Origin of the sequence: Salipiger bermudensis HTCC2601, assembly GCF_000153725.1 — a bacterium.
In the GTDB taxonomy this organism is placed as follows: domain Bacteria; phylum Pseudomonadota; class Alphaproteobacteria; order Rhodobacterales; family Rhodobacteraceae; genus Salipiger; species Salipiger bermudensis.
Window position 1 is genome coordinate 1,991,903 of record NZ_DS022276.1, and the last position, 13,310, is coordinate 2,005,212.

At 68.3% G+C, this 13,310-nt stretch carries 14 protein-coding genes; 1 reads left to right on the forward strand and 13 read right to left on the reverse strand.

Features of this window, described 5'->3' with window-relative positions; genetic code table 11:
- Position 1 precedes the first annotated feature (1 nt).
- From R2601_RS09505 to R2601_RS09515, 3 genes are read right to left on the reverse strand one after another with little or no spacing between them, the layout of a single operon-like run.
- Entirely contained in the window at positions 2-640 is a 639-nt protein-coding gene (locus tag R2601_RS09505) for an ATP-binding cassette domain-containing protein (RefSeq protein ID WP_007797144.1), read from the reverse strand.
- Positions 633-2,315 (reverse strand): ABC transporter permease, encoded by a 1,683-nt coding sequence (locus R2601_RS09510; protein WP_007797147.1) that lies wholly within the window; start codon positions 2,313-2,315, stop codon positions 633-635. Before R2601_RS09510 ends, R2601_RS09505 begins: the two co-directional genes overlap by 8 nt.
- Before the next feature lie 3 nt (positions 2,316-2,318).
- On the reverse strand, positions 2,319-3,521 hold the full coding sequence (locus R2601_RS09515; RefSeq protein ID WP_007797150.1) for an ABC transporter substrate-binding protein: 1,203 nt from the start codon (positions 3,519-3,521) through the stop codon (positions 2,319-2,321).
- A 168-nt stretch (positions 3,522-3,689) separates the two neighbouring features.
- Here R2601_RS09515 and R2601_RS09520 point away from each other — a divergent pair, with 168 nt between their 5' ends.
- Positions 3,690-4,289 (forward strand): SAM-dependent methyltransferase, encoded by a 600-nt coding sequence (locus R2601_RS09520; RefSeq protein WP_007797152.1) that lies wholly within the window; start codon positions 3,690-3,692, stop codon positions 4,287-4,289.
- A gap of 19 nt (positions 4,290-4,308) precedes the next feature.
- Here the strand turns inward: R2601_RS09520 and R2601_RS09525 are convergent, their stop codons facing one another.
- The 10 genes from R2601_RS09525 to gap all read right to left on the reverse strand — a co-directional run bounded on the left by R2601_RS09525 (position 4,309) and on the right by gap (position 13,309).
- A complete protein-coding gene (locus R2601_RS09525) occupies positions 4,309-5,010 on the reverse strand; it encodes an HAD-IA family hydrolase (RefSeq protein ID WP_007797154.1) in 702 nt (233 codons plus the stop codon).
- Complete coding sequence (gene gph, locus R2601_RS09530) at positions 5,007-5,684, reverse strand: phosphoglycolate phosphatase (protein WP_007797160.1); 678 nt, start codon at positions 5,682-5,684, stop codon at positions 5,007-5,009. The genes R2601_RS09525 and gph overlap by 4 nt, the downstream gene beginning before the upstream one ends.
- A 41-nt stretch (positions 5,685-5,725) precedes the next feature.
- On the reverse strand, positions 5,726-6,280 hold the full coding sequence (locus tag R2601_RS09535; RefSeq protein WP_007797163.1) for a thioredoxin family protein: 555 nt from the start codon (positions 6,278-6,280) through the stop codon (positions 5,726-5,728).
- Between the two features lie 3 nt (positions 6,281-6,283).
- Positions 6,284-6,985 (reverse strand): ribulose-phosphate 3-epimerase, encoded by a 702-nt coding sequence (gene rpe, locus R2601_RS09540; protein WP_007797165.1) that lies wholly within the window; start codon positions 6,983-6,985, stop codon positions 6,284-6,286.
- The gene (gene cbbX / locus R2601_RS09545; RefSeq protein ID WP_007797168.1) at positions 6,982-7,914 is read right to left on the reverse strand and encodes a CbbX protein; all 933 of its coding nucleotides are present in this window, start codon (positions 7,912-7,914) and stop codon (positions 6,982-6,984) included. The genes rpe and cbbX overlap by 4 nt, the downstream gene beginning before the upstream one ends.
- A gap of 97 nt (positions 7,915-8,011) precedes the next feature.
- Positions 8,012-8,431 (reverse strand): ribulose bisphosphate carboxylase small subunit, encoded by a 420-nt coding sequence (locus R2601_RS09550; protein WP_007797172.1) that lies wholly within the window; start codon positions 8,429-8,431, stop codon positions 8,012-8,014.
- A gap of 74 nt (positions 8,432-8,505) precedes the next feature.
- Positions 8,506-9,969 (reverse strand): form I ribulose bisphosphate carboxylase large subunit, encoded by a 1,464-nt coding sequence (locus tag R2601_RS09555; protein ID WP_007797177.1) that lies wholly within the window; start codon positions 9,967-9,969, stop codon positions 8,506-8,508.
- A 37-nt stretch (positions 9,970-10,006) separates the two neighbouring features.
- Positions 10,007-11,086 carry a class II fructose-bisphosphate aldolase gene (gene fba, locus R2601_RS09560; protein WP_007797180.1) on the reverse strand — a complete coding sequence of 360 codons (1,080 nt, stop codon included), beginning with the start codon at positions 11,084-11,086 and terminating at the stop codon, positions 10,007-10,009.
- Between the two features lie 13 nt (positions 11,087-11,099).
- A complete protein-coding gene (locus R2601_RS09565; RefSeq protein ID WP_007797183.1) occupies positions 11,100-12,308 on the reverse strand; it encodes a phosphoglycerate kinase in 1,209 nt (402 codons plus the stop codon).
- A complete protein-coding gene (gene gap, locus R2601_RS09570; RefSeq protein ID WP_007797186.1) occupies positions 12,308-13,309 on the reverse strand; it encodes a type I glyceraldehyde-3-phosphate dehydrogenase in 1,002 nt (333 codons plus the stop codon). Before gap ends, R2601_RS09565 begins: the two co-directional genes overlap by 1 nt.
- Position 13,310 lies beyond the last annotated feature (1 nt).

Genomic DNA, 13,310 nt, shown 5'->3' on the forward strand with positions numbered 1-13,310 from the left:
TCTAGGCGCCGAGCTCGATCACCGCACCGCCTGCGGCGCAGGCATCCTCGCGGTCGTGGGTCACCAGAAGCACCGGCAGGCGCTGGGCTTTGGCGCGGGCGAAGACCAGCTCGCGGATCTGGCCGCGCCGCGCCGCATCCAGACGTGAGAACGGCTCGTCGAGCAGCAGCGCGCGGGGGTCGGCCAGCAGCGTGCGCATCAGCGCCACGCGGGCCTTCTGCCCGCCCGAGAGCGTCGCTGGATCGCGCGACGCAAAGCCCTCCAGACCGATCTGCTGCAACGCGCTGTCGATGCGCTTGCGCCGTGCCGCGCGGCCGCGCAGCGAGGGCGTCAGCCCGAAGGCGAGATTGCCGCCGACCGAGAGATGCGGGAACAGCAGCTCGTCCTGAAACAGGATGCCGATGCGTCGCCGTTCGGTGGGCAGGGCGGTGACGTCCTCACCGTCGAGCAGGATGCGCCCCGAAAGCGCGAAGGCCGGATCGAGCGCACCGGTGATCGCGGCCAGCAGCGTCGACTTGCCCGAGCCGGACGGGCCCATCACGGTGAGCACTTCGCCGGGCGCCACATGCGCGTCGAGCGCCACCATGCAGCGCCCGCCAAGGCGGATCTCGAGCGTGTCGAGCCTCAGCCCGTCAGCCATGTTTCAGTCCTTTCCGATTGCGCCAGACCAGCGCCGGGATCAGCAGCGCCAGCGCGAAGGGCAGGAAGGCGGCGGCAGTCTGTGCCAACGCGGTGACCCCGATCACCCGCCGCGCCCCGCCGGAGGCCAGCGCCACCGCCTCGGTGGTCAGCGTCTGGACCCGCCCGCCACCAAGCAGCAGCGTCGGCAGGAATTGCCCGACCGAGACCGCGCAGCCCACCGCCATGGCGGTCAGCATCGGGCGCAGCAGCATCGGCAGGCGCAGGCGCCAGAACACCCGCGCCGGGCTGGCCCCTAGCGCGTGGCCCACGATGGCGTTGCGCCGATCCCAGCCGCGATAGGGATCGGCCAGCGACAGGAACACGTAGGGCAGGACAAAGATCACATGCGCCGCGATCACCGCCGTGATCGTGCCATCGACCCCGCCCACCAGCGCGAGGATCTGCAACCCCGGCAGGAAGGCGATCTGGGGCACGATGAGCGGCAGGTAAAGCAGCCACAGCGCCCGCGCCGAGGGCCGCAAGCCAAAGCGGTGCTCCGCCTCGAGGCAGGCCAGCACCAGCGCGAGCGCCACCCCGGTGGCGACCAGCGCGATCAGCGCTGTGTCTGCGGCGGGTGAGAGCAGCTGCGGCCCCTGCTTCATCCAGCTCTTCGCGGTGAATGCGTCGGGCAGCAGCGCCGGAAAGCCCCAGAACCCGGCCACCGACCAGACGCCGAGCGCCGTGAGGCCGAGGATGATCGCCAGCGCCGAGAGCGCGCCCGCCCCGAAGGAGAGCGCGCGCAGCGGCGCATCGTGCCGGGCGCGTCCGCCGGCCTCGATCCAGGCCCGCCCGATCCGCGCCACTGCCATCTCGCCCAACCGCCAGAGCCCCAGCGCGCCCAGCGTCAGCACCAGTTGCAGCAATGCCCCGGCCGCAGCGCGCAGGCGCAGGGCGAGATCGGGATCGTTCATCCAGCGCAGCACCTGCACGGCCAGCGTCGGAGGCGTGTTCGGTCCGAGGATCAGCGCCACGTCGACCACGCTCATGGAGAAGGCCAGCACCGCGTAGACCGGCAGGCGGATTTGCGGGTAGAGCCTCGGAAACACGGTCTTGAGCCAGCCGGCGCTGCGCCCGTAGCCCAGGCTGCGCGCGGTGGCGAGGCTCTGGCCCGGGCGCAGCGCGGGCAGGGCGGCCAGCGTCATCAGCAGCAGGAAGGGCAGCTCCTTCACCACCAGCCCGGCGATCAGCGAGAGCCCCCATGGGTCCTGAAGGATCAGCAGATCGGGCGGACGCTCCCAACCCAGCAGCTGCGCCAGCGCGCGGGCGATCCAGCCCGAGGGCGCGATCAGAAAGGCAAGGCCGAAGGCTGCGGCGGCGTGCGGCACCGACAGGAGCGGCGAGAGCGCGCGCTCGAGCCAGCGAAAGGCGCGGGTGCCCTGCCAGCCGGCGCAGATCAGCATGGTGAGCGCCAGTGCCAACAGTGTCGAGCCGAGCCCGGTAGCAAGGCTCAGCGCCACCGCACGCGGCAGCCCCGGCCAGGCGGCGAGCTCGGAAAATGGCATCAGCCCCGGCTCGACCCGCCCCAGCGCCGGCATGATGCCGAAGGCGGGCAGAAGCGTGCCCGCCAGCCCGGCGAGCACCGGGCCGAGCATCACCAGCAGCGTCAGGGCCGGGGCGCGCCGCAGCAGGGACATGGATTATTGCGCGACGCCGTAGCGCGCGGTCCAGTCCTCCTCGAGCTTCACCATCCACGACGGGTGCGGCTCTGGCAGGGTTTCGCCCAGCTCCTCGGGCTTCAGCGTCGCCGGGCCGAACTCGATGCGGTCGAAGAGCAGCAGCTGCTCGGGCTCGAGCGCGGCCACGTCGAGCACGGTGCCGAGGCCCCAGACCTCCGGGTCGGCCATGCGGGCCTGCGCCTCTGGCGAGAGCAGGATGTCGGCCACGACCATGGCGCCGGCCTTGGCGTTGGCGTTGTAGGGGATGGCGACGAAGCTGGCATTGCCCAGCGTGCCGCCGTCGTGCACGTGGCTGCGCACGCTGTCGGGCAGCTGGCCGTTTGCGATGGCGTTGGAGGCGGCGTTGGGATTGAAGTCGAAGCCGATGTCGATCTCGTTGTCGGCCATCAGCTGCACCAGCCGCGCGCCGTTCTGCGGATAGGCGCGGCCCTGCCGCCAAAGGTTCGGCGTCAACTCGTCCATGAAGGCCCACAGCGGCGCGGTGGTGGCCTCGTAATCGGCATCTTCCACCGGGCCCTCAAGCGCCATCATGTCTGGCGAGAACTCGATCAGCGCCTGTTTCAGGAAGGTCGCGCCGAGGAAATCAGGTGGCTGCGGAAAGGTGAAGCGGCCGGGATTGGCCTGCGCCCAGGCCAGCAGCGTGGGCATGGTGCGCGGCGGCTCGGGCAGGCGGGCGCTGTCGTGGAAGAACACCAGCTGCGCCATACCCCAAGGGCTTTCCATGCCATCGGTCGGAACGGTGAAGTCGGCGCTCAGGGCGCTGTTCTGGGGATCGGTCAGGGCGCGGTTGGGCAGCGCCTCGGCCCAGGGCCCGAACAGCAGGTCCTGCTCCTTCATCGAGGCGAAGTTCTCGCCATTGATCCAGATGAGATCGATCGCGCCGCCCTCGTCCTTGCCGGCGGTTTTCTCGGCCAGCACCCGGCTCACCGCCTCGGCCGTGTCGGTGAGCTTCACATGCTCAAGCGTCACGCCCTGCTCGGCGGCCTGCTCGCCGATCCAGGTGATGAAGTCGTTGATCACGTCCGAGCCGCCCCAGGCGTTCCAGTAGACGGTCTGGCCCTGCGCCTCGGCGGTCACCGCATCCCAGTCGGCGGGATCGGGATCGGCCAGGGCCGGCATGGCGAGCGCGGCCGCGAGGGCTGCGGCGGCTAGCATGGGTTTCATCTGGGATCCTCCCGGGTAAGTGCAGTGTTTTGCCAAGTTTTTCAAAGCTTATGGCAATGGCGTGCGGCTGGCGTCAAATGACTTTCCGGTGGGGAAGGTTACAGCCACGCGCTTGCAAGGGCGCGGCGGCCGGCTACCATTCCGGCAGGACAGCAGGGAGACGTCAGAATGTGGGAAGAGCGCTTCAACACCGAGGACTACGTCTTTGGTCGCGCCCCGGCGGCGTTCCTGCTCGCACACGCGGAGTGGCTGACGCCCGGTGCAAGCGCGCTGTCGGTGGCCGATGGAGAGGGGCGCAACTCGGTCTTCCTCGCGCAGAAGGGGCTTTCGGTCACCGCATGGGACGGCGCGCCCTCGGCGATCGCCAAGGCACGCAAACTGGCGCAGAAGGCCGGGGTCGAGGTCGACTATCAGGTCGCCGATCTCGAGGCGTGGGATTGGCCCGAGGCCGCCTATGATCTCGTGCTCGGCGTGTTCATCCAGTTCGTCGGTCCCGAGGCGCGGGCGCGACTCTTCGGGCGCATGGTGCGGGCGCTGCGGCCTGGCGGCGTGCTGATGCTGCACGGCTATACGCCGAAGCAGCTCGACCATGGCACCGGCGGGCCGAAGGCGCTTGAGAACCTCTATACCGAAGCGCTGCTGCGCGAGGCCTTCGCCGGGCTCGAAATCCGGGTGCTGGAAAGCTACGAGGCGGAGCTTGACGAGGGTCACGGGCACAAGGGGGTGTCTGCGCTGATCGACCTCGTGGCGGTCAAACCCGCCGGCTGAGGGCATATCGGGAGGGGCGTCAGGCCCCCACGGAGAGCGCGTCGCGGATCCGCGACGGCAGGTCACCCGGGGCCAGCGAGGCGACGATCTCGGCGCCGGCGAAATCCTCGCCTGCGGTATAGACCGAAGGCGTCACCAGCACTGCAATCCCCGCGCGCTGCGCTGAGAGCACGCCGTTGCGGCTGTCCTCCAGCGCCAGCACCTCGCCTGCGGGCAATCCCAACCGCTCCAGCGCGAGCGCGTAGACATCCGGCGCCGGCTTCTTCGTCGCCACCTCGTCGCCCGCCGCGATCACGTCGAAGAGCTCCGCCGCAGGTTTGCCCCAGCAGCAGCGGCAGAGCGCCTCGACATTGGGCCGGCTGGTAGTGGTGGCGATGGCGAGCCGCATCCCGGCCCCGCGTGCCGCCACCATCAGCGCCTCGACCCCCTCCCGCAGGGCCAGCCCGCCGCTTTCGAGGATCTCGACGTAGCGGCGCGTCTTCGCGGCATGGAGCGCCGCGATGTCCAGTCCCGCATCGCTCTTCCCGCTTTCGGCGAGAAACGCCCGAATCCGCTCCTTGCCGCCGGTGGTCTTCAGCAGCCGGCGATAGTCCTCTCGGCTCCAGTGCCAGCCAAGACCCGCGTTGTCGAAACTGTCGTTGAAGGCCATCCGGTGTGCCTCCTCGGTCTCGGCCAGCGTGCCGTCGACGTCGAAGATCAGCGCCCGGAGCGGCGTGCTCATGCCTCGACCGAGGCGCCGTGGCGGGCAACAAGATCCGGCAGTTGGTCGAAATGGTCGAAGATGTAGGTGTGGTAGAGCTCCGAGATCGGCGTCTTGCGGTAGCCCTCGGTATAGAGCGCGAAGGGCAGGCCGGCGCGCCGGGCGGTCTCGGCATCGACCTCGCTGTCGCCGATGTAAAGCGCCGTGCCGTCGCCGAGGGCGCGCGCCACGTGGTGCAAGGGCGCCGGGTCGGGCTTGCGCTCGGGCAGCGTGTCGGCGCTTGCGACCGCCTGCATGAAGCGATCGAGCCCGAAATGCCGCAATGCGATGCGCGTGGGCTCGCCCGGCTTGTTGGTGCAAAGCCCCATCGGGTGACCCGCCGCCTCGAGCCGGGCCAGCGCGTCGACCACGCCGGGATAGAGCACCGTGTTGGCGGGCTCGCCCTCGTAATGCTCCATGAACTTGGCCAGCAGGCGGGCGTGTTCGTCCGGGTCATCGCCCAGCCCGACCGCCGTCATCACGCGGCTGATGAGATTGGCAGCACCCTTGCCGATGAAGCTGCGCGCCTGTGCGAAGGTGATCTCGGGCAGGCCCTCGTCGCGCAGCACGAGATTTGCGGCAAGGTGCAGGTCGGGGGCGCTGTCGATCAGCGTGCCGTCGAGGTCGAAGACGAGGGCGGTCCGGGGAGCGGTCATGGGCGGTCCTTCGTGGCTTTGGGGCAGGGTGGGCTCGCCTCTCAGGCGGGCTTCCACTTGATCGAACAGCCCATCGAGGGGATCTGTTCCTTCGGGCCATGCCCGGTCTCGGCGACCTGTTTCATCGCTTCATAGAGGTCTCGGCGCAGGTCGGCGGGGCCCGCCTCCCGGCGCGAGGCGTCGAGCCGGCCGCGATATTGCAGCCCGCCCGATGCGTCGTAGCCGAAGAAATCCGGCGTGCAGGCGGCATCGTATGCGCGGGCGACGCCCTGTCCCTCGTCGTAGAGATAGGGGAAGGGAAAGTCCTTCTCCGCCGCCATCGCCTTCATGTTCTCGAAGCTGTCCTGCGGATAGGCCTCGGCATCGTTGGCGCTGATCGCCACCACGCCGATGCCCATCGCCTGCAGGTCGCGGGCATCGCGGATGGTCCGGTCGAGCACGGCGAGCACGTAGGGGCAGTGGTTGCAGATGAACATCACCAGCGTGCCCTTCGGCCCGGCGACGTCGCGGAACGTGTGGCTCCGGCCGTCCGTACCCGGCAGCGAGAAGCCGGGGGCGGGGCGGCCGAAATCGCAGACGGGCGGGACGACCGGCATGGCTCAGGCCGCCTTCACGCGGGCGCCCTCGGCGGCCTCGCGGATGGCACGCATGTTCTGGCCGTAGACCTCGGGCGTATCGACCGAGCCACCCTTGAACACGGCAGAGCCCGCGACCAGCACGTCGGCCCCGGCCTCGACCACCAGCGGCGCGGTCTCGGGCGTGATGCCGCCGTCGATCTGGATGTGAATCGGGCGGTCGCCGATCATATGGCGGATCTTGCGGGTCTTCTCGACGCCGGAATGGATGAACTTCTGCCCGCCGAAGCCGGGGTTCACCGTCATGATCAGCACCATGTCGCAGAGGTCGAGCACGTCGGCCACGGCGTCGGCCGGGGTGCCGGGATTGAGCACCACGCCGGCCTTCACGCCCTGCGCGCGGATCGCCTGCAGGGTGCGGTGGATGTGCGGGCCGGCCTCGACATGGGCGGTGATCATGTCGGCACCGGCCTCGGCATAGGCCTCGATATAGGGATCCACCGGTGCGATCATCAGGTGCACGTCCATGAAGGTCTTCACATGCGGGCGGAACGCCTTCACCGCCGGCGGGCCGAAGGTCAGGTTGGGCACGAAATGCCCGTCCATGACGTCCACGTGCACCCAGTCGGCGCCCTGCGCCTCGATGGCCTGGATCTCGGCGCCGAAATTGGCGAAATCTGCCGACAGGATCGACGGGGCGATCTTGATCGAACGGTCGAAGCTCATGCGCATGTCTCCCTTTGCGCGCGGTCCACGTCGAGCCCGCCCCGGAAGACGCGGCTGGCGCGGATGTCCGCCTCCGTGATGGTGCTCAGCGCCGTGGCGTCGAGCGGGCCGTCCGAGGTCTCGAACAGCCGGTTGGCCTGCCGCAGCCGCGCCCGGTCGAGCGCATTGCGGATCGAGCGCGCATTGGCGAAGTGCGGCTGCGCGCGTCGCTGCCCGATATACTCCTCCATCGCACGCTTGCCACCCTCGTCAAAGACGTAATTCTGCTCCGCCAGCATGATCTCGGCGATGCTCTCGAGCTCGTCATCGCTGTAATCGGGAAACTCGATGTGATGGGCGATGCGCGAGCGGAAGCCCGGGTTCGATTCGAAGAACCGATCCATCCGGTCGGCATAGCCGGCCAGAACCACCACGAGATCGTCGCGGTTGTTCTCCATCACCTGCAAGAGGATCTCGATCGCCTCCTGGCCGTAATCGCGCTCGTTCTCGGGCCGGTAGAGATAATAGGCCTCGTCGATGAACAGCACGCCGCCCATCGCCTTCTTCAGCACCTCCTTGGTCTTGGGCGCGGTGTGGCCGATATACTGCCCCACCAGATCGTCGCGCGTCACCGTCACGAGGTGCCCCTTCCGCACGTATCCCAGCCGGTGCAGCAGGTCGGCGATCTTCAGCGCCACCGTGGTCTTGCCGGTGCCGGGATTGCCGGTGAAGCTCATGTGAAGCGTGGGCGTCTCGGTCGCCAGCCCCATCTCGCGCCGCGCCTTGTCGACCAGCAAGAGCGCCGCCGTCTCCTTGATGCGTTGCTTGACCGGGGCGAGCCCGATCAACGTCTCGTCGAGTTCGCGCAAGATATCCTTCACGCCCGACTCCTCGTAGGAGGCGGCAAGGTCGACGCTCGAGGGTGTCATCTCCCTGGTCTCGGCATTCATGGGCGGATCCCCTGTCTTCTTCTGGCTGAAAATATCCTGCGGGGGGGCCGGGGGGCGCAAAGCCCCCCGGTCCGGCGTCTGTCGTCCCGCAAGCGGCTCAGGCGTAGCGCGCGCCCTCGGGCTCGCGCACGGCGTAGCTCTCGATGGTGTAGCGGATCTTGCGGCCCTCGGCCTCCTGCCGCACCACGCGGAAGCCCGGCTCCTCGGCGGGGCGGTTGACGATGAAGCTCATGCGGATCGATTCCCAGCCGGCGCTGGCATCGAAGGCCAGCACGCGGATGTATTTCGAGCCGTGCTCCTTGCGGCACTCGTTGACCTCGTAGACCACCGCCGCGGCGTCGGGATTGTCGAACATCGGGTGGCCCCACATCTCCCAGTAGCTGTTCCGCGGGTGGGGATCGTCGGTGTATTCCACCGACACCGCCCAGCCATTGTCGATGGCGTATTGCGCCTGGGTGCGGATGTCGTCGTCGGTGAGGTCGGGGAGAAAGCTGAACTGGCCCTGTCTCAGTCGCATGTCATGTCCTTTCAGAGGGTCGGGCTGATGCCCGTGAAACGTTAGGGGGGGCGCGGCTGCGCCCCCGCGCGGGCTCACATCGAGACGTCCGGCGTCGGGGCGAAGTCCGGCGCGTCGGTCGAGGCGTAGTCGAAGGTGACATCCTTCCAGGTGTCGAGCGCCTGCTTCAGCGGCGTGCAGGTGCGGGCCGCGTCGCGCAGGATGTCCTCGCCCTCGTTCCAGATGTCGCGTCCGGCATTGCGGGCGAAGACCATCGCCTCGAGCGCCACCCGGTTCGCGGTGGCACCGGCCTGGATGCCGTGCGGGTGGCCGATGGTGCCGCCGCCGAACTGCAGCACCACGTCCTCACCCAAGTAGGTGAGAAGCTGATGCATCTGGCCGGCATGGATGCCGCCCGAGGCCACCGGCATCATCTTGTTGAGCGAGGCCCAGTCCTGGTCGAAGAAGATGCCGTTCTCCAGCGCCATCGGGTTATGTTCCTCGCGGAAGATGTCGTAGTAGCCCTTGGTGGTGGCCGGATCGCCCTCGAGCTTGCCGACGACGGTACCGGCGTGAAGGTGGTCGACGCCCGCAAGCCGCATCCACTTGGCGATGACCCGGAACGACACCCCGTGCGAGCGCTGGCGGGTGTAGGTCGAGTGTCCGGCGCGGTGCAGGTGCAGGATCATGTCGTTGTCACGGGCCCATTTGGCCATCGACTGGATCGCGGTGTAGCCGATCACCAGGTCGATCATCACGATGACGCTGCCAAGGCGCTTGGCGAACTCGGCGCGCTCGTACATCTCTTCCATCGTGCCGGCGGTGATGTTGAGATAGGTGCCCTTGACCTCGCCGGTGGCGGCGGAGGCGCGGTTCACCGCCTCCATGCAGTAGAGGAAGCGGTCACGCCAGTGCATGAAGGGCTGGCTGTTGATGTTCTCGTCATCCTTGGTGAAATCGAGCCCGCCCTTGAGCGCCTCATAGACCACCCGGCCGTAATTGCGCCCCGAGAGGCCGAGCTTGGGCTTCACGGTGGCGCCGAGCAGCGGCCGTCCATAGACGTTGAGCCGCTCGCGTTCGACCACGATGCCGGTGGCCGGGCCTTGGAAGGTCTTCACGTAGGCGGTGGGCAGGCGCATGTCCTCGAGCCGCAGCGCCTTGAGCGGCTTGAAGCCGAAGACGTTGCCGATGATCGAGGCCGTCAGGTTGGCGATCGAGCCGCCCTCGAACAGGTCGAGATCATAAGCGATGTAGGCGAAGAACTCGCCCTCGCTGTTGGGCACCGGATCGACCCGGTAGGCCTTGGCGCGGTACTTGTCGCAGGCGGTGAGCCGGTCGGTCCAGACCACCGTCCAGGTGGCGGTGGAGCTTTCGCCAGCCACCGCGGCGGCGGCCTCGACCGCATCCACGCCATCCTGCGGGGTGATGCGGAACAGCGCGATGATGTCGGTGTCCTTGGGGGTGTAGTCCGGCTCCCAGTAGCCCATCTGGGCATATTTCATCACGCCCGCGCTGTAGCGTTTCTTGGCGTCGGTCACGGTCTTGGCATCGTCCAGCATGGTTTTCTCCTCCTCTGGATGCGTCTTTCGGGTGGCGTCAGGCGGCGTTGGCCGCGGCAATCTGCGGGTCGAGCGCGCCGCTGGCGTAGCGGCTCGCCATGTCGTCGAGCGAGACGGGGCGGATCGTGGAGGCCTGCCCGGCGGTGCCGAAGCGCTCGAACCGGTCGCGGCAGAGCGCGCGCAGCTCCTCCATCGCCGGCGCGTTGAATTTGCGCGGGTCGAACTCCTCGGGCATCTCCTGCGCGATGCGGCGGTACTGGCCGGTCATCGCCATGCGGCAGTCGGTATCGATATTGACCTTGCGCACGCCCATGCGGATGCCGCGCTCGATCTCCTCGACCGGGACGCCGTAGGTTTGCGGCATGTGCCCGCCATTGGCGTTGATCAGGTCCTGCAGCGCCTGCGGCACCGAGCTCGAGCCGTGCATCACCAAGTGCGTGTTCGGCAGCTTCTCGTTGATCCGGCGAATGGTCTCCATCGACAGGATGTCGCCGTCGGGCTTGCGGGTGAACTTGTAGGCGCCGTGCGAGGTGCCGCAGGCGATGGCAAGCGCATCGCACTTGGTCGCCATGACGAACTCGACCGCCTGATCGGGATCGGTCAGCAGCTGGTCGTGGCTGAGCTTGCCCTCGGCGCCGGAGCCGTCCTCGGCTGCGGCCTCGCCGGTTTCCAGCGAGCCTAGAACACCCAGCTCACCCTCGACCGAGGCGCCGACCGCGTGGGCGGCGGTGGTGACGCGGCGGGTGATCTCGACATTGTACGCGTAGGAGGCCGGGGTCTTCATGTCCTCCTCGAGCGAGCCGTCCATCATCACGCTGGTAAAGCCGTGCCGGATCGCCGAGAGGCAGGTGGCGTCGTTGTTGCCGTGATCCTGATGCATCACGATGTGGTTCGAGGGGAACATCTCGGCCAGCGCCTGCACCATGTGGCGCAGCATGATGTCGCCGGCGTATTTCCGGGCCCCGCGCGAGGCCTGCAGGATGACCGGGGCGTCGCAGGCCTCGGCCGCCTCCATGATCGCGAGGCCCTGCTCCATGTTGTTGATGTTGAAGGCGGGCACGCCGTAGCCGTTCTCGGCCGCGTGATCCAGCAATTGTCTCAGCGTTATCAGTGCCATGGTCGGTCCTCCCTCAGGCCGCTTGCTTGGGCGCGCAAAGCGCCGCGATGCCGGGCAGCGTCTTGCCTTCCAGCCATTCCAGGAATGCCCCACCGGCGGTGGAGACATAGGTGAAGTCGCCGGTGACCCCGGCGGCGTTGAGCGCCGCGACGGTGTCGCCGCCGCCCGCCACGGTGACGGCGCGGCTCTCAAAGCTGAGCTTGGCCGCCTTGCGGGCCACCGCCGCGGTGGCGGCGTCGAAGGGCGGGATCTCGAACGCGCCCAGCGGGCCGTTCCAGAGGATGGTGTGAGCGTGGTTCAGCCGCGCCATGAAGGCCTCGGCCGATTGCGGCCCGGCATCGAGGATCATCGCGTCAGCTGGGCACTGGTCGGCGGGCACCGTCTCGCAGGGGGCGCCGGCGGCGAATTCGCGGGCGACGACCACGTCCTCGGGCAGCAGGATCTCGCAGCCCGCGGCCTCGGCCAGTGTCTCGATCTGGCGCACCGTGGCGACCTGATCGGCCTCGTGCAGCGATGTCCCCATCCGGTAGCCGCGGGCATAGAGGAAGGTGTTGGCCATGCCGCCGCCGATGATCACCGCGTCGAGCTTGCCGACGAGGTTCTTCAGCACCGAGATCTTGGTCGAGACCTTGGCCCCGCCGACCAGTGCCACCGATGGGCGCTCGGGCGCCTCGAGCGCCTGCGTCAGCGCGGTCATCTCCTCGACCAGCAAGGGGCCGGCATAGGCGGGCAAGAGCCCGGCGACAGCGGCGGTGGAGGCATGTGCCCGGTGGGCGCAGGAGAAGGCGTCGTTGACGTAAAGATCGCCAAGCCGCGCCAGCTCTGCCGCGAAGGCGGGATCGTTGGTCGTTTCGCCGGGGTTGTAGCGCAGGTTCTCGCAGAGCAGCACCTCGCCGTCGCGCAGCTGCTGCGACAGCAGAACGGCGCTGTCGGTGGCGCAGTTGTCGGAGAACCGCACCGGCACGCCGAGCGCCTCGGAAAGCGCCGGGCGCAGCTTGTCGACCGAGAAGGACGGGTCGAGCTCGTTGGGCTTGGGCCGGCCGAAATGGGTCAGGATGACCAGCCGGGCCCCCTTGGCCAGCAGCGGTTTCATGCCCTCGGCAAAGCGGGTGATGCGGGTGGCATCCGAAACCCGGCCGCCCTCCACAGGCACGTTCAGGTCGGCGCGCACCAGCAGGCGCTGGCCCGCGACCTCCGCCTCGGTGATCGGGGTGACGCGCATCACAGCAGCCCTCCCATCGCCACGGCGGTATCGGCCATTCGGTTCGAAAAGCCCCACTCGTTGTCGTACCAGGTCAGGATGCGGACCATGCGGCCGTCCATCACCTTGGTCTGGTCCATGTGGAAGACCGAGGAATGCGGGTTGTGGTTGAAGTCGATCGAGACGTTGGGGGCGTCGGTGTAGCCGAGGATGCCCTTGAGCGGCCCGTCCGCGGCGGTGCGGATCGCGGCGTTGACCTCGTCGACCGAGGTATCCCTTGCCGCCTCGAAGACGAGGTCCACCACCGAGACGTTCGGCGTCGGTACGCGGATCGCGACGCCGTCGAGCCGTCCGTTCAGCTCGGGCAGCACGAGCCCCACCGCCTTGGCGGCACCGGTGGAGGTGGGGATCATCGACTGCGCCGCGGCCCGGGCGCGGTAGAGATCGGAATGCATGGTGTCGAGCGTCGGCTGGTCGCCGGTGTAGCTGTGGATCGTGGTCATGAACCCCTTATCGATGCCGATGGCGTCGTTCAGGGCCTTGGCGACCGGAGACAGGCAGTTGGTGGTGCAGGACGCGTTCGAGACCACGAGGTCGTCCGAGCCCAGCGTGTCGTGGTTGACGCCGTAGACGATGGTCTTGTCGGCGCCCGCCGCCGGAGCCGAGACGAGCACCCGCTTGGAGCCGTTCTTCAGGTGCAGCGCCGCCTTGTCGCGGGCGGTGAAGATGCCGGTGCATTCCAGCGCGATATCGACATCGCCCCAGGGCAGCGCGGCGGGATCGCGCTCGGCGGTCACCATGATCGGGCCGCGGCCCAGATCGATGCTGTTGCCCGAGACCGTGACCTCGCCGGGGAAGCGCCCGTGCACGCTGTCGTAGCGCAGCAGGTGGGCGTTGGTCTCGACCGGACCGAGATCGTTGATGGCGATCACCTCGATATCGGTGCGGCCCGATTCCGCGATGGCGCGGAGCACATTTCGCCCGATACGGCCGAAGCCGTTTATCGCAACCGTGACAGTCATT